The sequence below is a fragment of the Salinibacter ruber DSM 13855 genome (assembly GCF_000013045.1).
Classification (GTDB): domain Bacteria; phylum Bacteroidota; class Rhodothermia; order Rhodothermales; family Salinibacteraceae; genus Salinibacter; species Salinibacter ruber.
In genome coordinates this window covers 241,347-260,490 of sequence record NC_007677.1, presented here as the reverse complement: position 1 = coordinate 260,490, position 19,144 = coordinate 241,347, and the positions used below count along the sequence as shown (strand labels likewise).

The 19,144-nt window shown below is 62.8% G+C and carries 16 protein-coding genes; 13 read left to right on the top strand and 3 right to left on the bottom strand.

Annotated features, from left to right (window positions below):
• Positions 1 to 118 precede the first annotated feature (118 nt).
• The 3 genes from SRU_RS15325 to SRU_RS01000 all read left to right on the top strand — a co-directional run bounded on the left by SRU_RS15325 (position 119) and on the right by SRU_RS01000 (position 2,298).
• Positions 119 to 688, top strand: coding sequence for an RNA-guided endonuclease InsQ/TnpB family protein (locus tag SRU_RS15325; protein WP_237701821.1), 570 nt, complete (start codon positions 119 to 121; stop codon positions 686 to 688).
• Positions 685 to 1,254 (top strand): RNA-guided endonuclease InsQ/TnpB family protein, encoded by a 570-nt coding sequence (locus SRU_RS15320; RefSeq protein WP_237701820.1) that lies wholly within the window; start codon positions 685 to 687, stop codon positions 1,252 to 1,254. Before SRU_RS15325 ends, SRU_RS15320 begins: the two co-directional genes overlap by 4 nt.
• Before the next feature lie 429 nt (positions 1,255 to 1,683).
• Positions 1,684 to 2,298 carry a hypothetical protein gene (locus tag SRU_RS01000; protein ID WP_237701819.1) on the top strand — a complete coding sequence of 205 codons (615 nt, stop codon included), beginning with the start codon at positions 1,684 to 1,686 and terminating at the stop codon, positions 2,296 to 2,298.
• 167 nt (positions 2,299 to 2,465) lie between these two features.
• Here SRU_RS01000 and SRU_RS00995 read toward each other — a convergent pair whose 3' ends face one another.
• The 3 genes from SRU_RS00995 to SRU_RS00985 form a co-directional block, all read right to left on the bottom strand.
• Complete coding sequence (locus tag SRU_RS00995; RefSeq protein WP_011402973.1) at positions 2,466 to 3,476, bottom strand: IS110 family transposase; 1,011 nt, start codon at positions 3,474 to 3,476, stop codon at positions 2,466 to 2,468.
• A 1,802-nt stretch (positions 3,477 to 5,278) separates the two neighbouring features.
• A complete protein-coding gene (locus SRU_RS15885; RefSeq protein WP_011402972.1) occupies positions 5,279 to 5,419 on the bottom strand; it encodes an AbrB/MazE/SpoVT family DNA-binding domain-containing protein in 141 nt (46 codons plus the stop codon).
• A gap of 495 nt (positions 5,420 to 5,914) precedes the next feature.
• A protein-coding gene (locus SRU_RS00985) for an IS1-like element ISSru2 family transposase (RefSeq protein ID WP_118841017.1) occupies positions 5,915 to 6,633 on the bottom strand; the annotation gives its coding sequence in 2 pieces (ribosomal slippage) (positions 5,915 to 6,384 and positions 6,384 to 6,633; 720 coding nt in all).
• Between the two features lie 866 nt (positions 6,634 to 7,499).
• Here SRU_RS00985 and parS point away from each other — a divergent pair.
• From parS to SRU_RS00930, 10 genes are all read left to right on the top strand, one after another.
• Complete coding sequence (parS, locus tag SRU_RS00980; protein ID WP_237701818.1) at positions 7,500 to 7,928, top strand: type II RES/Xre toxin-antitoxin system antitoxin; 429 nt, start codon at positions 7,500 to 7,502, stop codon at positions 7,926 to 7,928.
• Positions 7,929 to 7,980: 52 nt separating this feature from the next.
• Positions 7,981 to 8,454 carry an RES family NAD+ phosphorylase gene (locus SRU_RS00975; protein ID WP_011402968.1) on the top strand — a complete coding sequence of 158 codons (474 nt, stop codon included), beginning with the start codon at positions 7,981 to 7,983 and terminating at the stop codon, positions 8,452 to 8,454.
• Between the two features lie 273 nt (positions 8,455 to 8,727).
• On the top strand, positions 8,728 to 8,973 hold the full coding sequence (locus SRU_RS15880; RefSeq protein WP_164923718.1) for a HEPN domain-containing protein: 246 nt from the start codon (positions 8,728 to 8,730) through the stop codon (positions 8,971 to 8,973).
• Positions 8,974 to 9,731: 758 nt separating this feature from the next.
• Complete coding sequence (locus SRU_RS00965; RefSeq protein ID WP_237701817.1) at positions 9,732 to 10,085, top strand: nucleotidyltransferase domain-containing protein; 354 nt, start codon at positions 9,732 to 9,734, stop codon at positions 10,083 to 10,085.
• A complete protein-coding gene (locus SRU_RS15875; protein WP_011402965.1) occupies positions 10,082 to 10,489 on the top strand; it encodes a HEPN domain-containing protein in 408 nt (135 codons plus the stop codon). Before SRU_RS00965 ends, SRU_RS15875 begins: the two co-directional genes overlap by 4 nt.
• A gap of 686 nt (positions 10,490 to 11,175) precedes the next feature.
• Complete coding sequence (locus tag SRU_RS00950; RefSeq protein WP_237701816.1) at positions 11,176 to 11,454, top strand: UPF0175 family protein; 279 nt, start codon at positions 11,176 to 11,178, stop codon at positions 11,452 to 11,454.
• 370 nt (positions 11,455 to 11,824) lie between these two features.
• Positions 11,825 to 13,864: a hydantoinase/oxoprolinase family protein gene (locus SRU_RS00945; RefSeq protein ID WP_164923428.1), complete on the top strand. Its 2,040-nt coding sequence runs from the start codon at positions 11,825 to 11,827 to the stop codon at positions 13,862 to 13,864.
• Positions 13,865 to 14,022: 158 nt separating this feature from the next.
• Positions 14,023 to 14,607, top strand: coding sequence for an RNA polymerase sigma factor (locus SRU_RS00940; protein ID WP_011402962.1), 585 nt, complete (start codon positions 14,023 to 14,025; stop codon positions 14,605 to 14,607).
• Entirely contained in the window at positions 14,597 to 15,718 is a 1,122-nt protein-coding gene (locus SRU_RS00935; RefSeq protein WP_011402961.1) for a FecR family protein, read from the top strand. Before SRU_RS00940 ends, SRU_RS00935 begins: the two co-directional genes overlap by 11 nt.
• A gap of 77 nt (positions 15,719 to 15,795) precedes the next feature.
• A complete protein-coding gene (locus SRU_RS00930; RefSeq protein ID WP_262504701.1) occupies positions 15,796 to 18,645 on the top strand; it encodes a carboxypeptidase regulatory-like domain-containing protein in 2,850 nt (949 codons plus the stop codon).
• Positions 18,646 to 19,144: the final 499 nt, after the last annotated feature.

The window sequence follows — 19,144 nt, the reverse complement described above, 5'->3', positions numbered from 1 at the left end:
GTGGAACTCCACAAGCAGAGCATTGTGAGTTTTGATGCCTCCGTGTACTCGACAGCCGGGTTGCTCTGCACCCAGTTCCACCTGTCGAGGACTGCGGGGGCTTTTCTGTTTCCAGCCGATGCGTAAGACGTATAAGTACCGGCTTTATAGACACGAGCGTAACAAACACCTCGTGCGTGGCATTGAGCTTGCGTCGGAGGTGTGGAATCACTTCGTCGCTCTGACTCGCCGGTACTACGAAATCTACGATGAGTATCCAGGCTATTACACGCTCAAGAAGCATCTCACGAAGCTGAAGCAGCGGGACAAGGGCCACTGGTACGACCTCAACTCGCAGGCGCTTCAGAACGTGATTGAGCGCCTAGACCGGGCGTACCAGCGGTTCTTCGAGATCGATTCTGCCGGGCGTCCTGGGTTCAAGAAGCGCGAGAAATACACCTCGTTTACGCTCACGCAGACCGGTTGGAAGCTCCTCGGTGGAAACCGAGTTCGCATCCAAAACCACAACTACAAATTCGTCAAGTCGCGCCCGATCAAGGGCGAGATCAAAACCGTCACGATCAAGCGAGATGCCTGCGGGTATCTCTGGATCTGTTTCTCCGTCGAGAAGAAACCGTCTACCCCTGAACTGCCACGAACAGGTAGGTGCCGAGAGGGCTGGATTTTGGACTCAAGGACTTTCTTGTGACTTCCGATGGAGAGAAGATTCAGGCTCCAGAGCTGCTCAGGAAAAGCCTGGAAGAGGTCCAGGACCTTCACAAGAAGCTTTCTCGCAAAGAACGTGGCTCCAACAATCGAAAGGAGGCGAAACGCCGGCTGGCGAAGAAGTACCGCCAGATTGACAACCAGCGGAAAGACTTCCACTTCAAGCTCGCCCGCAGGCTCTTCTCCCGATACGACGTTGTTTATATTGAGGAGCTCAACGTCGGAGCGATGAAAGAGCTTTGGGGAAGGAAAGTAAGTGATCTCGGCTTCGCTTCCTTCGTCAAGATTCTGGAGCACGTTGCCCAAAAAGAGGGCAAAGAAGTCCGCAAGATTGACCGCTGGTTTCCCTCCTCGCAGACGTGCTCCGACTGTAGCCACAGATACGAAGACCTGTCGCTTGAGGAACGAACTTGGACTTGTGAAGAATGCGGTTCCTTGCATGATCGTGATTTGAATGCAGCACGAAATGTACTGGAGAGGGCCCTCTCCAGCGCGGAAGCGGGCGTAAGACCGTCAGGGGCGGCGGCCCGCGATGCTACGAGCAAGTAGCGAGACCGCAGAATCTCCCGCCAAGCGACAGCTGGATTAGCCGGGGGAGTGGGTCAAAAGACCGACAGGTGGCTCACTGTACGTGACAAAAATGAGGCGGGTCTCAACATGTGAACGGGACCGGTGCCCGGCAATACAGATCGTGACCACCAAGTCGCGATCTCTGCCACGCGCCAGCCCCGCTGATTATGCGACAGGTCGCCTCAATCACGAACGTTCTCTCTGATCACCTCGCCCCGCCGCGCCCACCTGAAGTTCATGGCTCGATTTACCTCGGCGCTGCTTCGGCTGACGACGACAGACCTGTGGAAGATTGCTCTGGCGCTGAAGGCCGCGCCGAAGCAGAAGTCGAATTACATTATTGAGTAGAGCACGAGAAGAGCACTCCAAAAGCACTCGCTCCGCAGCGCAGTAAAGGTCCCGTGCTTTATGGAGCTGTCGCTTTTATGGAGCTGTCGCTCCTGGGGACACATGAACCTGTCGGTTCCGGGACTCTTCTCGCCCAGCGCAGTGAGACAGAATGCTGTGCACCTAACTCGCAAGCTCAAATTAGGCAGGACCGACAGGCTCGACCGTCTTGCGCGGCGGGCAGGAAAACTGTGGTCGACCGTGGCGAAGTGGCACTGGCGTTTTGTAGATCGCCAAGGCTACTGGCTCTCGAAAGGGCAAGCCCAGAAGATGTACTGCAAGGGCTTCGACGGGCTGCACAGCCAGTCAGCACAAGCGGTAGCAGACAGCTTCTACGACAGCCTCCAGAGTTGGCGCAAGAAACGCGAAAACGGTGACTACGAGGGTCTCCGACCGCCCTACAAACAGAAGCGGTATTTCAAAGTCCAGTGGAAGTCAGGGGCAATTAAGCTCCGAGACGATGGCGTGCTTCGCCTCTCCAATGGGCGAGGGAATAACCCGGTGTTGATTGACTGGCCTTCGGAGAAGGAACCAAAGCGCGTTGAGATTGGATGGGACGGAGATCAATACGAACTCCGATGCCAGTACAATGTCGAAGAAGACGGGGAGCCGAAGGGCACTAAGAGTCTGTTTTAGTTTATCTCTCGGGCTGCGAGCGGCCTTGACGGACTGCAAATCGCCCCTTCACTCAACCGGTAGCCCCACTACAGGCATCGTTCAGGATGCGATTTTCGTTCCGTCAATTCTCGCTCTCGCTATCCGACCCAAAATCAAAACAGATGCTGTGGTGCGTGTCAAGCGTGTCAGGTCCCAGGATGCAGCGAGGGATCGAAGGGACGACCGGATTTGAGAACCCCATAGCATATGTGCAAGAGCTTCCGCATCGCCGCTCCAATCACGACCATCTTCTCTTTCCCTCGCTCTTTGAGACGATTGCCGAACGCCTTCACCGCTGAGTTGAACCGTAGCGCCGTCATCGCTGGAAAGTACATCGCTCGCCGCAGGCGCCCATTACCGACCTTCGACATTCGAGGGTTGCCACGGACGGAGGTGCCCGACTGATGATGGCTCGGCACGAGGCCTGCATACGCTGCTGCCTGGCGGGCACTCTCGAATCGCTCGGGAGAGCCGAGCTCGCTTACGACGATCGCAGCAGTTTGAAGGCCTATGCCCGGTATCGTGTCCAGGAGTGAGCATCGATCCTTCAGCTTTGGATCCTCCTCGACGTGGTCTTCGATCTCTTCCTCCAGATCCTCAATCTGTTGTTCGATCTCGTCGAGGAGATTCTGGTGGGCCCGGCGCACTGCCTCGTCCTCTGCCTCATCCAATCGATTTTGCGTCCGCGTCTTCTCTTTTTGGAGGGCCTGGCGAGCCCGAGTAAGCTCTTGAAGCCGGCTCTCCGCCGCTGAAGGCGGCTCCCAAGGCCTTGGATCCTCCCGTCTGCCGAAACGAGCGATCAAGGCCGCATCGGCAGAATCGGTCTTCGTTCGCTGCAGTTGGCTTGACGCATACCCCTTGATCCGCCTCGGATTGACGACGCTGACTCGGTAGTCTTCCTCGTAGAGACGACGAGCAATGGCCTTTTCGAAGTCGCCACTAGCCTCCATACACACGCAGGTCTTCTCCGGCCCGCCTCCTCGATCTTCGACCCAACTCACCAGGGTATCGTGGCCGTCCGCATCGTTGGAAACGGTCGTTCTCGCGACGATTTTCTCGCCGTTGCACAAGGCCAGTTCCAGAGCTGTCTTACCAACGTCAATTCCCAGAGCAAAAGTAAATTCATCGGTGCTCGAACGTCTCGGTGGTTCTTCCATGCTGGTAAATGCAGGATCTATGTCCTAAGGTAAGCGTGATGCCTATGATGCTGTCCGGAATCAAACGCACCGAAATGGGAGGCAGGAACTACTCTGTTTAACGGGCTCACCGGTACTCGATGCAGTTGCTTCAAGCACCGGGGCCAAAGGCTCTAACCAGGGTTCCCACCTCCCGTCCGAGCGTCCTCGGATCTCCCGATCTTTCCGGGAAGGTGCCCCTCTTGCGAGGGAAAGTCAACATACCAGGTTCTGAGACGCTTCTGGTTCTCATCTGCAGACCAATTCGGTGCGATTGCGCCTGACAAGCAACCGATGAGGCAGATGCTCTCGAGAAATGAAACAATTTAGTATCTCGAAAAATAAGCATCTCGCTTACGGTGGTAGCTGTAAGCTCCCCTGCTGGCTGTCCCTTCCAAGAGACCAAGCCAGCAGGGTTTTTTGTTGGTTAAGTAACCCAGTTGATTGTCAAGCTTGCTCAGAAGCAGACTCGCCGTTATAGTATTGAGTGAGTACGGGAGAGCAGTAAAACTCCCGGCTTCATGGAGCTGTCGCTGTTTATGGAGCTGTCGCTCCTTAGGGGATATGAACCTGTCGGTTCGGGGACTCTCTCGTCAGCCACAACGAAACAAATTAGTTGCCTAACGATGTAACTCGATTTCATACCGATAAACAAAGTATGACACAGTTTGCTTTTGAGAATCTCATGCCGCCCGGGCTGACGGGAGAGGTTTCGGCCTCTAATGCCTGCGGAGGGCATGTAAGACCTGAAGTGAAAGGACCTCAGGCAAGCCCTGTGAAACAGGAATTCGTGAGCTGGACTAACGCAGGTTCAGAGACTGCTCTTTTCACATCGAGCGCGTGTTGACGTGTGCAACGCGACCGCCCTACGGGCCTAAGCGGCATTTAATAGGACGTGCCGTGGAGAATCCGACCCAGGACGGGGGAGACGGGGCTAGTAGCAAGCCCTAAGCAGCTCCCCTTGGCGATGGCTAGGTAAGGTCATACCCAGGTAACCGCCTTAGTTCCATCGGGAAAGTTTCCCCCAGACTGAAGCTGCTTCAGAGATTGAATCTTTTGGCGAAGACATGTCCCGTGAGGATGGAATGCGCTACTGCTATCAGACAGCAACGTTTTATCTGTTCATGCCGGGACGCCAAAAGAGGTCTGCGCGAGTACTGGAGGATTAAGAATTTGTCCAACAGATGGCCTCCTAAGACTTTGGAGGCACGGAGCCTGCACCACGCTTTTGCGGTTCCGCTCGCGATAGCCCGGTTGTCCTGCCGGGTACAAGGGACAGAAGGAAGGCGGGGCCTACGCTTAGCGAATGTGAATGGACCTGAGGATCCAGGATACACCCGGCAAGATGTGAAGGTACCTAGATCTACCGATGTTTGCCGGGTGTTGGCGGAGCCTACGTAGTAGTCTTGGAGCAACCCGAAAATGGTTGCCATTGGCGAAGGTGGACAACGGAGTCTCAAATACAAAGTACAAAGGATGATCGACGAGTCCCCGACAAAGTGGTTGGAATCCACGGCAGGAGGGACCGGATAAGTATCCGAGAACTGGTAGGGGATTGAAACACCCCGAAATTGGAAGCCTGCCCTAGATGAGAAGGGACGGAAGTGTGCGTTCCTGAATGGGAATGTAGTAGATGCATCACGGAAACGTGAGGCCGATGTGCCTCTAGAGAGACTCCGTAGAGAGCCGACTTACGGAGAAATCCGTACGAGCGGATCGGGAAGGAGAGGTTGGAAACGGCCTTTTAGGTATCTGAAGAGATTAAACGCGCCAACCTCTTACTTTCACTTTTCCGTAAGGAAGAATCCCCTCGATTCATCGAGGGGAGAAGTCAATTTGAGAGCAGTCCCCGAATCAATACCGAGGTGATCTCGGACTTCTTTCGGAATGACAATTCGACCGTAATCGTCGATCTCTACTTCCATGTCGATGAGCTTCTTGGATTAAGCTATATGAATTGCCATTTTTGAACGGCATTTGGCAAAGCACCGTTTCAAAGCGCCGTGTCTTCCGCCCCTCCGTGAGAACTGCTGGAAGTGAGCTGTGCCGTTGTGCACGGTATGCGCCGTCGTAGGGTATGCTCATCGGTGTCGGTTCATCTGTGTCGTCTCCTTGTAGTCGCCTCCCTGGAGTCGTCTTTTTGGCGTCTTTTCGGGGCCGTCCCGGGACAACTGGGCGCTTAGCGGGGGAAACCGCAAGGCCTACCTGATGGCCGCGGCCCGTCTGGAGAGCTTCTGCGGGTCCGGGTTGGGCGGTCGGGCCGAGCGCCAATCTAAAGCTGGCCATGCGCTGTTGGGAGCAGGTTCGCAAACGGTTGACGAGCCTGGGCGAAGGGCTCGGCGAAAAGATCATCCATCACGACCCAGGCAGCGTATACGCCAGCTACCGGTGGCATGAGGAAATTCGGTAGCGGGTCGATGTTAAGTGATGGCTTCGTTGTACCACTCCACGAACAGTTTTGTCGTCAGATGGAGCATTCGTTCTGACTGGGAGGCCGCTCGCGTCCGACGGACGTACCGTGCCAGCTTTTGCCGCAGTCGCCCAAAAAACCGTTCCACATGTGCCAACTCGCCACTGGACTTTCCGACCTGCCGATGGCTGGAATCGTCTTCAAAAACTGGGCGATAGGACTTCCAGAAGTCGCTGAAACTTCGGCCTTTCCGGTAGCCCTCCGGAATCCGGCTCCAGAGCCGTGCGCAGGTTTTTGCCGAGCGGTCTCCGATCACAAATGCTACGACCTGTCGAGTTCGACGGCATAGAGCGACCCAGAGCCACCGTTTGTTCGACCGTTTTCGGACGTATGTCCAGCATTCGTCGAGTTCAAGGGTGTCGTTGTCCCTGGCTGGCCGGAGGCCCTCAGCTACTGAGTCGGCTTCGTGTCCCTTTTTTCAAGCCACCGGTTCAGAGTATTGCGACTGATCCCAAAAATGCGACTGATTGCTCGTTTTGACCCGCGTTCACGGTAAGCCCGGAGAATCTTCTCTTTCTCCTCCTCGGAATAGCCCCGCGGCTCCGGATCGAGCACCTTATGGGCCCCACAATCCTTGCAGTGGTATTGCTGAGAGCCGCTCGCGCTGTGGCCGTTTTTGATAATGTTCGAGGAGCCGCACTCCCTACACTCATGGGTCTCTTTGATCATCGGACTGGATGGACTGGTGAGCCAAGAGCGACATCATTAAAACAGAGAGCTCCACTACGTGTTGAGCCGCTACCGGAAATTCTTCTCGAGGACAACATGCGCGTCAGCTACTCCGAAAGCGGGGCGAAAGGCAACCCCTGGATCGAATCTCTCTGGGGTCGGATGCAGGCTTCTGGTCGGTCTCTCGGATCACGGAAGCCTCCTCCCTGCCAGCACTGCGAACCGTCTTTGACGAGCGGTTCATCTGCTACAACCAGGACCGACGACACTCCTCGATCGGGCAGATTCCACCCCGAGAACATCTCGGGCAGACTCTCTTTGCCTGCGAATCAGAACCTCAAATCGCTGCTGCGTCTTAGCCGCAATTAGCCGGTCAACTGGTCCAAAAATTCGGGCACACATCCGAGCGGGATCCCTCGTCCCAATCAGCTTGCTTCAGCCAGCCCGAGGTCATCGTCTGGGTCGGCTCGAACTCTTCAACCAGTTTTTTGGGCGTTCGCCCCTTCCGGGCAAGTTCGGCGATCTTTTCTCTCCGGTTTCCGGTGGGTACCGCGGACGTGTTCGGGGCACAGATGACACCTATCGATTTGGAAAGTGAAAAACGCCTATCGTGCCGGGTTTGCTCCATATTTTCGCTCCTGCCGTTTCTGCTTGGGCTTGCACGCAAGAATACGCAACTCGTACACCTATAGGATACACCTGTAGGACAAGCCGTTCTGAGAATGACCAGCCCAGAGGCCTCCAGTTTCCGGGCTGCAGGCAGGGGCGACTGCAACACTGCCTCCCTCCCTCTTGTAGGGAGTAGGCCGGCATGAAGACAACGTGTCGCCTGATCGATGACAAACTGCAAGCCTGTCCTCCTCTCAATGCCCACTCCTTCGACCCCGCCCCGCCCCGTTGAGTCGTTTGAGGACCTCCAGGCCGCAGGCCTCTCCGGCCTGCTCGAGTCGATCGATGAGGGCCTTCCTGCGAGGCTCACAGGCGAGATCCAAGAGCGACTCGCGGTTGACCCCGAGGAGATGGCCACCCTTCTCGGCATCTCGCCCCGCACCTTGAAGCGCCGCGGCGAAAGCGGCACCCTCACCCCAGTTGAATCTGAGCGCCTCTACCGCATCGCGCGCCTTTTCCGGAAGTCCACCAGTGTTTTCGAGAGTGAAGAGGAGTCCCGCTCCTGGCTGAAACGCCCGCAGATGCGCCTGGGCGGAGAGGTTCCCCTTGAGATTGCCCGGCTGGAGCCGGGCGCCCGGGAGGTCGAACGCCTTCTTGGCCGCATCGAACACGGGGTTCCGGCCTAGGTCCTTGTCTTCTTTAGTTCGCCTTGCCTCCGCCAGCGGCTGGTATTGACGGATGACTGACCTGACGGTTTGGCGACCCGTGGAGGAACAGTATTCGGGGTCGGCCTTCAGCGGAGAGGGAGCGCGCCAATACGGGGGGCGGTTCAACAGTCCCGGGATATCTGTCGTGTACACCGCCGGGAGCCTGCCGCTGGCGCTCGTCGAGACGATGACCGGATTGGAACGCTACGATCAGCTCCGGCGCTACATGCTCTTTCGGGTGGGGATCCCACAGGGACAACTCTCCAAGCTGGAAGCGGAGGACCTGCCGGACGGGTGGGACCGGCATCCCCCTTCCTCCCGGTCGCAACGTATCGGTGATCGGTGGGTCTCCCGCGAGGACTCGGCGGTTCTCAGGGTTCCCTCTGTCGCGGCGCCCTACAGCTACAACTATCTCCTCAATCCTCTGCATGAGGCCTTCGACGATATTGAGCTCGGCCAGGCCGAGCCGTTTCCGGTCGACGAGCGGCTGATCCCCGACCGGTAGGACAAAGGGCCTTCCTGTCGGCTGTGCCTCTAGGGCTGCGCCGATGGGGCGGCCTCCCTCCCGCTACCTGGTCCTCAGATGCGCCGACACGACAGGTATCAAACAGGCGTTTGGGAAAAGAAGGACAAGCGAGAAGCCGTCCAGGCTCGCCCTTTCCCGCCTCGGGTTGAGCTGCCCAGTTGATCGTCAAGCTTGCTCAGAAACAGACTTGCCGTTATGATCCTCGTCGAGGAAGGCCCCTTGACCACGCGCAGAAGCGCTAACTGAACCCTTCTGATTGAAGGAGACGAACCCACCTCCCACGCAGGGATTCTGTCTCGCTTCAGTCATCACTTTATTCGAACCGTTCGTACCTCAGAAGAGGTCGGAAAAGTTCTCGCCCGCGCTGAGACAGACCGCAATCGAGCCGACTACGACGCGGTTTCCGTCTTCGAAATCCAGGCCGCGGAAGATCTCGTCAGCAACGTGTCTCAGTTCACCAAAGTGGTACACAGAGTAGTCGAAAACCACAGGGAATGAGATTCCTGGTTGGGTGAGATCCCTGATCGGCAGGTCTTGCACGACGTAAGAACTCCTTCAAGAAAAGCTTCTCATCGAAGAAGAGCGGCGGTTTTCAGAGAATACCCCTGCCCCATTGTCACCACTTTTGTCACTACGTGGTGACAACGATTGTCAATGCCTCGCGTGGTTTCTCTGAGGCGGACATCGAGCGCCACAGAAACAGCAGACAATAACCTTGTCCTCTTGCACGGGCTCCAGCCGCCCATCAATTCAGCCGGGCCAACTTGATTTCTCCCTCGGCTAATCTAGCCTTCGCTCACAGAGCTATTGCTCTTTGGGGGATTCTACCACTCGACGAGCGGTGCCCGCGGGCACAACCTCACAGGTCTTGTCCGGCTCTCTAGGCGGATTCTCCGGCGCCAGAGGGGCTACCTACTTCCCGGGACGGTTCGGGGCTGCCCGACCCCACCGGCAGAAACACACAGCCGCTTGGTTATCGCTGGCCGCGGCTACCCATTGAATTCGACTATTTGACTTCGACTGTGTCCCGCGAGAGGGTCTCCGAACCGACAGGTTCAGGACCGACAGGTTCAGGACCGACAGGTTCGAAACCGATAGGTTGGTACCACCGAAGGAGCGACACCTCCGTGAGCGACAGCTTCATAGAGCCGGGCTTCCTCGAAGCAATCGGCTTCCAAGCCCTCTCGCGCTCTCCCGATACTGTAGGTTGAGAACGCCAATCGATTCAATTCGTGAACGTATACGCGTTGAAAATTATGATCGTCTGCTCCTCGATGCCTGCTTCCTCACCCTTTTCTACTCCGGTCCGAAGGGCACTTTCAGATGCAGAGTCTGCTCTTGGAGAAATCTATGGCGATCGGCTAAAAAAACTCATTGTCTATGGCTCTCAGGCCCGCGGGGAAGCCCATCCCGATAGCGACGTGGACCTCATGATTGTACTTGGTGGAAGGGTTTACCCAGATGAGGAGGCCCAGCGCACCAGCCAATTGGTGATCCGTCTTGCCAGCGAGTACGGCGTGGCCCTTTCTCCTCTTCACCTCAGCGAGGAGAATTTTGAACGCGACCGCCCTTTGCCTCGGGCAGCTCGGCGGGAGGGCGTGGTGCTTTGAGCGAAACTAGCAAATCGGGCGAGGACCCTACGGAGGCCCTTCTGCAGAAGGCGAACCAAGCTCTGGACGATGCCTCATACCTATTGGAGGATGACCGTGTGGAAGCGGCCATGAATCGAGCATACTATGCTGCTTTTCACGCAGCCCGCGCAGCCCTCTTGACTGAAGGAGAAGAACCCACCTCCCACGCAGGGATCCTATCCCGCTTCAGTTATCACTTTGTTCGAACTGGTCGTATCTCAGAAGAAGTCGGAAAAGTTCTCGCTCGCGCTGAGACAGATCGCAATCGAGCTGACTACGACGCGTTTTCCGTCTTCGAAATCCAGGCCGCGGAAGATCTCGTTGGTGACGTATCTCAGTTTATCGAGGCTGTGGGCCAGGTAATCAAAAACCACAGGGAATGAGTTCCCTGGTCAGATAGGGTCCCTGTTCAGCAGACCTCGTACGACGTAGGAGGCTCTTCGAACAAATCTTCGTATCGAAGAAGAGCAGTGGTTTTCAGAGAATACCCCTGCCCCATTGTCACCACTTTTGTCACTACGTGGTGACAACAGTTGTCACTACCCCGTGTGGTTTCTTTGAGGCGAAGGTCGAGCGCCCCGGCACACAGGAAATTCCGCAGGCGCAGCCACAAGCTCGGCGGCGCACGGCGGTTGATTGTGTCGGGGCGCCTCCGTTTTTTTGGCATCCTCATACCGCCGCATCATTCCTGCGCGACTGATGTCTGCTCCTGATGTCTCTGGCACAGACGCCCCTCCTGAGGTCGGGGTCGACGTCGGCGGCACGTTCACCGATTTCGTCGTCGCGACCGATCCCACCCGTATGCGGAAGCGTTCTCTACAGCGCAGGAGCACCTTCTACCGTGAGTCTTGGGCATAATCCCGTGAGCATTCTTCCGCGTACAGAACGATGCCATCCGAAACGCGCCCGGTGGCGGCTCACCGAGATGGCGGGTCGAGACCACTGGAAAGCAAAAACGATAAATTGCCCGGTTTTCGGGTACAGGAGCACAAGAACCAGCCCCCATCAGCCCTGTTCAGAAAACCAGGATTCTTCTTACAACCCTTGAGTAGTGACTCCCTCAAAAGACGTGCAGCTCTCGATTCCTCGTTCGGTCGCCGACGCACTGGCCCTACCCGAGGGCCGGAAAAAAGAAGAGCTCCTGCGCGAGTTGGCCATCTCTCTGTACCGTGAAGACATGTTCTCTTTTGGAAAGGCCCGTGAGCTCGCCGAAATGAGCAAGCAGGCGTTTGGCCGACTGCTGGGCGAGCGAGGTGTCGAGCGGCACTACGGCCCCGACGAACTGGCGGAGGACCTTCGCTATGCTAGGGGGGAGGTCAGCTCTCACGACGAGGGAGCAGGAGAATAGTAATCGGGCGCTTTCCTCTCTCAAACTTCGCCGGCTGCAAGCCGCTCCATTCCATTCAGTCATGCTGACGGTTCAGTCGTGCTGACGGTAAGCAATACGTCTCCCCTCCTCAATCTCGCGATCGTCGGTAGGCCGGGTTCTGGATCGGTCCTGCGCTTCGAGAGCAGATCCTTAGCGGGTCTGAATAGATGCGGAAGCCCTGGCTCGACGCCTTGATCACGTGCGGGCTGTTCCCCCTCGCTGGCTTTCCAGCGCGCAAGGAATTCCGCAGGAGGCATCCACGAGATTGGCGGTACACGGCGGTTGATTGTGTCGGGGCGCCTCCGTCTTTTGGGCATCCCCACACCACCGCATCATTCCTGCATCCCCGATGCCTGCTTCCGGCGCCTCCGATACAGACGGCCCTTCTGAGGTAGGGATCGACGTCGGCGGCACGTTCACCGACTTCGTCGTGGCGACCAAGGCGGGCCTGGAGGTGCGAAAGGTCCCGACCACCGATCCCCAACACGAGGCCGTCGGCACGGGGCTCGGTCGGCTCGACGTGTCCCCCGCGGCGCCCATCGCCCACGGCACCACGACGGCGACGAACGCGCTTTTGGAGCGGCAAGGCGCGAAGGCGGCGCTGGTGACCACGGAGGGCTTCGCCGACGTGCTCGCCATCGGGCGGCAGGACCGGCCCGACCTCTACGACCTGACGCCGATGCGGCCTGATCCCCTCGTGCCGGCCGCCCGGCGCCACGAGGTGCCGGAGCGCATCAGTGCCGAGGGGGACATCCTCACCCCGCTGGACGAGGCGGCCGTGCGCCGCGTGGCCCGCGTTCTCGAGGAACAGGACGTCCAGAGCGTCGCCCTCGCGTTTCTTTTCTCCTACCGAAACCCCGAGCACGAGAAGCGGGCCGCCGAGCTCCTTCGAGACGAGCTGCCAGACGCGGTGCCGGTGACCCGAAGCAGCGCCCTCTTGCCTGAGCACCGGGAGTACGAGCGCGTGGCCACGACGGTCGCCAACGCGTACGTCCGCCCCAGGGTGGAGCGCTACCTGACGCGTCTCGGTGGCGAACTGGGCGAGCGGCCGGTTCGCGTCATGCAGTCGAGCGGCGGCACGATTGGGCCGGGGCCCGCCGGCGAGCAGGCCGCCCGTCTCGCCCTGAGCGGCCCGGCCGGCGGGGTGGTCGGCGCTCTCGGGGTGGCCCGGCGCGCCCTGGGCGAGGCCCCTCGCATGATGACCCTCGACATGGGCGGAACGAGCGCCGACGTGGCCCTCTGCGACGGGGCGGTGCCCCGCGCCACCGAGCATACGATCGCCGGCCTCCCGCTTCGCCTCCCCGCCACCGACATTCACACCGTCGGGGCCGGGGGCGGCAGCATCGCCCACGTCGACGCCGGCGGCAGCCTGCGGGTGGGCCCGGAGAGCGCGGGGGCCGAGCCGGGGGCCGTCTGCTACGGGCGCGGCGGCACCCGGCCGACGGTCACCGACGCGCACCTCACGCTAGGCCGCCTCGACCCCGACCGCGTGCTCGGCGGCACCGATGCTCTCGACATGGCCCCGGAGGCCGCCCGCAGCGCAGTGGGGCGCCTCGGCGAGACGCTGGGCCGATCGCCGGAGGAGACCGCCCTCGGCGTCCTGCGGGTCGCCAACGCAACGATGGAGCGGGCCCTTCGGCGCGTGTCGGTGGAGCGGGGGCACGACCCGCGGGACTACACGCTCGTTCCGTTCGGCGGGGCCGGTCCCCTCCACGCGGCGGCCCTGGCGGAGGCGCTCGGCATGCCCCGCGTGCTGGTGCCGCCTGCACCTGGGGCCCTTAGCGCGCTTGGCCTGCTCATGGCCGACGTGACCCATGACGCCTCCCGGGCACTCTTGACCTCCGTTGGCACGCTTCAAGGCGACCCCGCCCCAATCCAGCACGCCGCTAGCGCCCTGACCGAGAAGGTCGAGTCTGCCCTGGAAGGGCACGGCACGCCCAAGGTCGCCTTCGAGCTCGACCTGCGCTACGTGGGCCAGAGCTACGAGGTGACCGTGCCCCTGGCTTCCCCCGTCACGGCAACGGCTTTGGGCGGCGCCGCCGAGGCCTTCCACGACCGCCACCGCCGGCGCTACGGCCACGCCGCCCCGGAGGCTCCGGTCGAGGCCGTCGCCCTGCGGGCCCGCGGGACGGTGCCCGTCTCGCCCCCGCCCCTTCCCCGCGAGCCCGAGACCGACCTGCCCCTTCGGGACGCCGAAATCGGCACCCGCCCGGTCTGGTTTTCGCCCGGCGGCCCGGCGGAGACGACCGTCTACGCCCGCACGGCCCTGCACCACGGGCACACGCTTGAGGGCCCCGCCGTGCTGCACCAGTACGACACGACCATCGTCGTGCCGCCCGGCTGGCGGGCCCGCGTCGACGCCTACCGAAACGTCTGGATCGAGCGGTAGCTCTTGCGGCCTGTTTGGCCGCCCCTCCGGCCGCTCGCGAGAGCCTTCCCCCCGGAAGCATCCGTTCGAAAGCATTCAGGTGCGGTGGTCACTGCCGGGCCGACGCGTGTTGAACCTCACGCGGGGCCGGAGCAACGCGAATCCGTATTCTCGTTCCCATGCCCGACACGCCTCCGTTCGAGGAGTGGTGCTGCCGCCTCAAGGCGTCGGACCGGGAGGCCTACGCCGCGCTCTTCGACGCGATGTACGAGCCGGTTTTTCGGTACGTCCGGTCGATCACGTCGTCGGCGGAGGCGGCCCAGGACGTGGCCCAGGACACGTTCATTCGCTTGTGGGAGGCGCGGGAGTCTCTAAGCCCGAGCCAGTCACTGGAAGCGTACCTCTACCGCATTGCCCGCAACCGGGCATACAACCACGAGCGCAACCGGCGCACCCGGGACGAGAAGGAGCCGGCCGTACGCGACAAGACGGCCGCCCAGCCGGCCTCGCCGGCCCGCCCCGACGACCAGGCCGATGCCGACCAGCTCGAGGACCGGCTCTGGCAGTGGATCGGCGAACTGACGGGGCGGCAGCGCGAGGCCCTCGTGCTGACCCGCTTCGAGGGCCTGAGCCACGAGGAGGCGGCCGACGTGATGGGCATCTCCCCCCGCACGGTGAACAACCACATCGTCCGGGCCCTGAAGCACCTGCGAGGCCGCGTCAACTACTACGAATCCGACCTGCTAGGCCGCGATGAGCAATGACACCCCCTCCCTTCCCGACTTCCTAGAAGAGCGCCTCCAGGAGGAGTCGCCCGAGGGGCGGTCGAGCCTCGGCGCAGTCTGGGAGCTGCTGGGCGGCGCGGATGCCCCCGCCACCGAGGAGGCAGACCCCGATGCGGCGTGGGATGCCCTCACGGAGGCGCATCCCGAGCTGGACGCGACCCCGGCAAACGGCACTGCTTCCGGCACCGCCCCCCGGGCAAAACAGACAGAAGCGGCCCCAAAGTCGCGGCGCCGGCAGCGCCCGGCCCGCCGGTCGCGCCGCGCCCACTCGTGGCGGGTGGCCATGGGGCTGGCCGTCGCGACCCTCGTGCTGGCCGGGGGCCTTTGGCTATGGCGACAGCCGGTCACGATCACGGCACCGCCCGGGCAGCAGCGCACGGCGGCCCTGCCGGACGGGTCGACCGCCCACCTCAACAGCGGCACTACGCTCACCTACCGGCGGGGCTTTCAGTCCTGGCCGTTCGTGGACGCCGCCCGCCGCGCCGTGGAGCTGGGCGGGGAGGCGTTCTTCGAGGTCGAGGATGGGGACCGCCCCTTCCTCATCGAAACCGCCAGTGCGGAGGTGGCCGTCACGGGCACCCGGTTCAACGTCCGCGCCCGCCCCGGGAACGCTCGGCCCGAAAACGCCGATCGGGACGGCGCCCGCTCGGCCGCCCCCCGCTCGGCCGACCCCGCGGCGGCGACCGAGGTAACGCTCGTCGCGGGCCGCGTCGAGGTAGCCGCCCGGACACGGCCGGAGAGGCGCGTGGTGCTGTCCGAGCCCGGGGCGAGAAGCCAGGTGGCCGGCCCCGATGCCTCTCCCACGCCCCCGGAGCGGGCCGCCCCCAAGTACGCCCTCGCCTGGCGAAACGGGGGGTTTGCGGCCCAGGCCCGGCCACTCACGTCGGTGCTTCAGGACCTGGAGCGCCGCTTCGACGCCACCCTGCGCCTCCACGACTCCGTGGAGGAGACCCGGGCGCCGGTCTCCCTCTACTACCCGGAGGCGCCGGATCTGGAAACCATTCTTCACGACCTCTGTACGGCCCGCAATCTAAACTACCGCCCCACGAGCCGCGGGTTTGAGCTCTTCGCGGCCCCGGCAGGTCGGTAATTCTGGGTCGGGCTCCGGATCGGTCGGTTCGGTCCGGCCACGTTCTCGCCTCTGGTTTGCATTCCGCTCCGGCCGCCATGACAGCTCCGGACGCCACGCCAAACGCGCCGCACTCGCTTCCGGCGACCGCGCTCCTGGTCGTGCTATTGCTCGGGGGCCCCCTTCTGTCTGGGGGACGCGCAGTGGCGCAGCCCAGCACGGGGGACCCTGCCGCCCTCGGCATTCAGGACGCCCCGCTGGAGCAGGCGCTAGAGCAGATGGCCACGGCGACCGGCATTAGCCTCGTGTACGACGCGTCCCTCGTGTCAGGGCGGCGGGCCTCCTGCGTCACGGACACGTCGCCCCCGGAGGCCCTCCTCCGCTGCCTGCTGGCCGGGCACCCCGTCGACTACGTCCGGACCTCCCGGGGCACCTACGTCCTTCGCTCGCCCGTCCGGCGGCCGCCACGGGTGGGGCGGCTGGCCGGGATCGTCCGGGACGGGGAGGCCGGGCGCCCCCTCCCCGACGCGCACGTCCGCCTGCCGGACGCCCGAGAGTTTCGCGGAACGGTTACCGACTCGACCGGCCGGTTCCACGTGTCCGGTCTCCTGCCCGGCCCCCACACGGTCGTGATCAGCCACCTTGGCTACCGCCGCCACGAGGCGACCGTCTACGTGCCCCCCAACGATACCGCCCGCCACGAGGCCGTCCTTGCCTCCTCGCCCATCGCGGCCGACTCGCTTTTCATCGACGCCGACCGCTACGGCCTGCCGTCGGCCCGGCGCGAGGCGGACCGCGTGCCGGCGGCGCCGCTCCGGGCCGGCGGGGCGGCCGAGGTGCCCGACGTGCTCGGCGCCGCCGGGTCCGTTCTCGGCGTGACTGCGTCCGCGCCCTACGCCGACCTGCACATCCAGGGCGGCCCGCCCGGCGGGCATACGCTCCGCCTCGACGGCATGCCCGTACGCAATCCGGCGAGTGCGGGCCGCCTCCTCGGCGCCTTCAGCCCGCTGGCGCTAGAGGGCCTCACGGCCCGGAAGGCCGGCTTCGGGGCCCTCCGCGGGAACGCCCTGTCCGGCACCCTCGAACTCACCCACGACCTTCCGGCCCCTTCGGATCCGGGCGGGCAGTACGGCACCGTTCGCGCCGACTCGCGCAGCCTGGGCGCCCGGCTGCAGGGCAGTGCGACGCTGGGCGACACGCCCGTCTCGGCCATGGTGGCCGGCCGCACGAGCGTGTGGGACGTGTACCAGGACGCGGGGCTCCACGACCTCATCGACCGGTGGTCGACGCTCGACCCCATGCTCGCGGCGGCGCAGGTGTCCGCCGACACCTCCCTCGCCGGCGGGTCGTTGGGCGCCCGCACCCAGCCGAGCGCCGGCTTCTACGACCTGCACGGCGCGCTCCGCTTCGACCTCGGCCCCGCCACACGGCTCGACCTGTCCGCCTACCACGGCCGCAGCACCCTCGGGGCCGACCTCGTGCTGGGCCAGCCCATCGGTACGGACCTCGGGCAAACCGGCGAGGAGGGGGACGGCTTCTCTCTCGACTCGTCCCCCTTCAAGCTGCCGACCCGCGACGAGCAGGACTGGTCGAATACGGTCGCGCAGGCCCGCTACCAGGCGCCGGTCTCCGGCCGCACGACCGCAACCCTGCAGGCCGGCGTGAGCCACTACCGGGGCACGGCCGCCTCGGAGGTGGGCGAGGTCCAGTTCACCTCGCCCTCCTCGCTTCGCTCGGGGGCAGGGGTGGCCGCGGCGCGCCAGGCCGCCCACGGGCAGGAGGGCACAAGCGCGGTCACGGACGTTCTCCTGGAGGGAGAGGTTGACGTGGCCCTCGGTCCCCGATGGGGCCTCGTGTGGTCCGGCGGCCTTACGCATCAGCGGAGCCGCGTCCGCATCGGGAACGCGTTTGCCCCGCAGCTCCAGCACCGGGCCCACACGAGCCGGCTCACGACCGCGGCCGAGATGACGATCGGCCTCGGGGCCCACGTGCAGCTCGACGGGGGGCTCCGGCTGACGAGCCGCCCCGGCCAGGGGACCGTGTTCGTGGAGCCGCGGGGCGCGCTCCGCTACGACCGGTCCATTGGGGGGCTAGGCACGGTGGGCCTGAGCGTGCGGGGCGGCCTCTACCGACAGTTCACCACACAGTTTGACCTGATCCGCGACGGCGCCACGGCGGTCGTGCCTACGACGCGGATGTGGCTCCCCCTCACCGACCCGCTCACGCCGCCCCGCACCTACCACCTCGCGGCCGACCTGACGTGGGCGCCCGCGCCCCGCTGGCAGATCGACGTGGAGGGCTACCGGAAGTGGCAGCCCCACCTGCTCGCTATCGACTATCCGGCCCTGCGCGGCGCCCCTACGGCGCCGGCCGCCCCGACGGACCCATCGCGGTTCATCGCCCCCAGCTACGGATTTGCGCATGGCGGCGGGCTGGAGGTCGCCTACGAGGGGACGTCCCTCACCGGGTCGCTGCGCTACGCCTACAGCCGGGCCGAGCGCACCTTCCCGGGGCGCTTCGGCGGGCGGCAGGTCTTAGTGCCGTGGACCGACCCGCACCGCCTTGCCTTCACCGCCGAGGTGCCCCTGGGCGCCGGCCTGGCGCTGGAGGCGACCGGCGAGGGCGTGTGGGGCCGCCGCTGGGGCTACCGGCGGGCCTACTACGCGTACCTGACGCCCGACGACCTCGGGGCGGCCTGGGACGAGCGCCAGCTGGATCGGCCCGAGACCCATCGGCTGCCGCCCCGGTACACCCTTGACGCCGGCGTACGCTTCTCTCGCTCCTGGGCCGGGGTCGGCATCGAGGGCCGTATCGGCGTCGCCAACGTGCTGGGCCGCCGGAACGTGGCCGACTGGGGACTGGAGCCACACCCGGACGGGTCGGTTTCGCGGTGGACCCGCTCCCTGCCGGGCCGGCGGGCCACGGTCTCCGTTCGAATTCGCTACTGATTGCGGCGGCGCTGCGCCCGGGAGGCCGGGACGGCTCTCCGTTCTTTTCAGGTGCATCAACACCGAGGGACCTGAACGACGATCTCAAGACCTGTAGGAGCCCTCTCAAGGTGACCTACTTGGGAAGCGCTTCCTCTTCTTTTCCACCGGGGTCTACGTGGCTCTATCAGGCGACTGAAGAAGCGCCATCGGCTCTTGGGTCGGCTTGAGGATGAAGTATCTAGCCTGCTCTCCACTGGGAAGTCAACTCCGTGGCGTCGTATCGAGAAGCTATGGCGCTACCTAAAGCAGGAGGTAGTTCACCTACATCAAGAAGAGAACTTCGCCCCGCTTCACGACCACGTCGATGCCTTCCTTGACCAGTTCGCGGACGGATCCCAGCATCTACTTCGGTACGTGGGCTTGTTACCAAATTAAATAGTCAATGACCATAAGCCGGGAGTTTGTAAACCGACAGGTTCAGGCCCTTCTCGCGCTATACTATAACCCAGAGCGAGGA

Coding starts and splice junctions, on each gene's coding strand:
- SRU_RS15325 (WP_237701821.1), top strand. CDS start 119: ATGCGTAAGACGTATAAGTACCGGCTTTATAGACACGAGCGTAACAAA.
- SRU_RS01000 (WP_237701819.1), top strand. CDS start 1,684: ATGGAGCTGTCGCTTTTATGGAGCTGTCGCTCCTGGGGACACATGAAC.
- SRU_RS00995 (WP_011402973.1), bottom strand. CDS start 3,476: ATGGAAGAACCACCGAGACGTTCGAGCACCGATGAATTTACTTTTGCT.
- SRU_RS15885 (WP_011402972.1), bottom strand. CDS start 5,419: ATGGAAGTAGAGATCGACGATTACGGTCGAATTGTCATTCCGAAAGAA.
- parS (WP_237701818.1), top strand. CDS start 7,500: ATGCCCACTCCTTCGACCCCGCCCCGCCCCGTTGAGTCGTTTGAGGAC.
- SRU_RS00975 (WP_011402968.1), top strand. CDS start 7,981: ATGACTGACCTGACGGTTTGGCGACCCGTGGAGGAACAGTATTCGGGG.
- SRU_RS00965 (WP_237701817.1), top strand. CDS start 9,732: ATGATCGTCTGCTCCTCGATGCCTGCTTCCTCACCCTTTTCTACTCCG.
- SRU_RS00945 (WP_164923428.1), top strand. CDS start 11,825: ATGCCTGCTTCCGGCGCCTCCGATACAGACGGCCCTTCTGAGGTAGGG.
- SRU_RS00940 (WP_011402962.1), top strand. CDS start 14,023: ATGCCCGACACGCCTCCGTTCGAGGAGTGGTGCTGCCGCCTCAAGGCG.
- SRU_RS00935 (WP_011402961.1), top strand. CDS start 14,597: ATGAGCAATGACACCCCCTCCCTTCCCGACTTCCTAGAAGAGCGCCTC.
- SRU_RS00930 (WP_262504701.1), top strand. CDS start 15,796: ATGACAGCTCCGGACGCCACGCCAAACGCGCCGCACTCGCTTCCGGCG.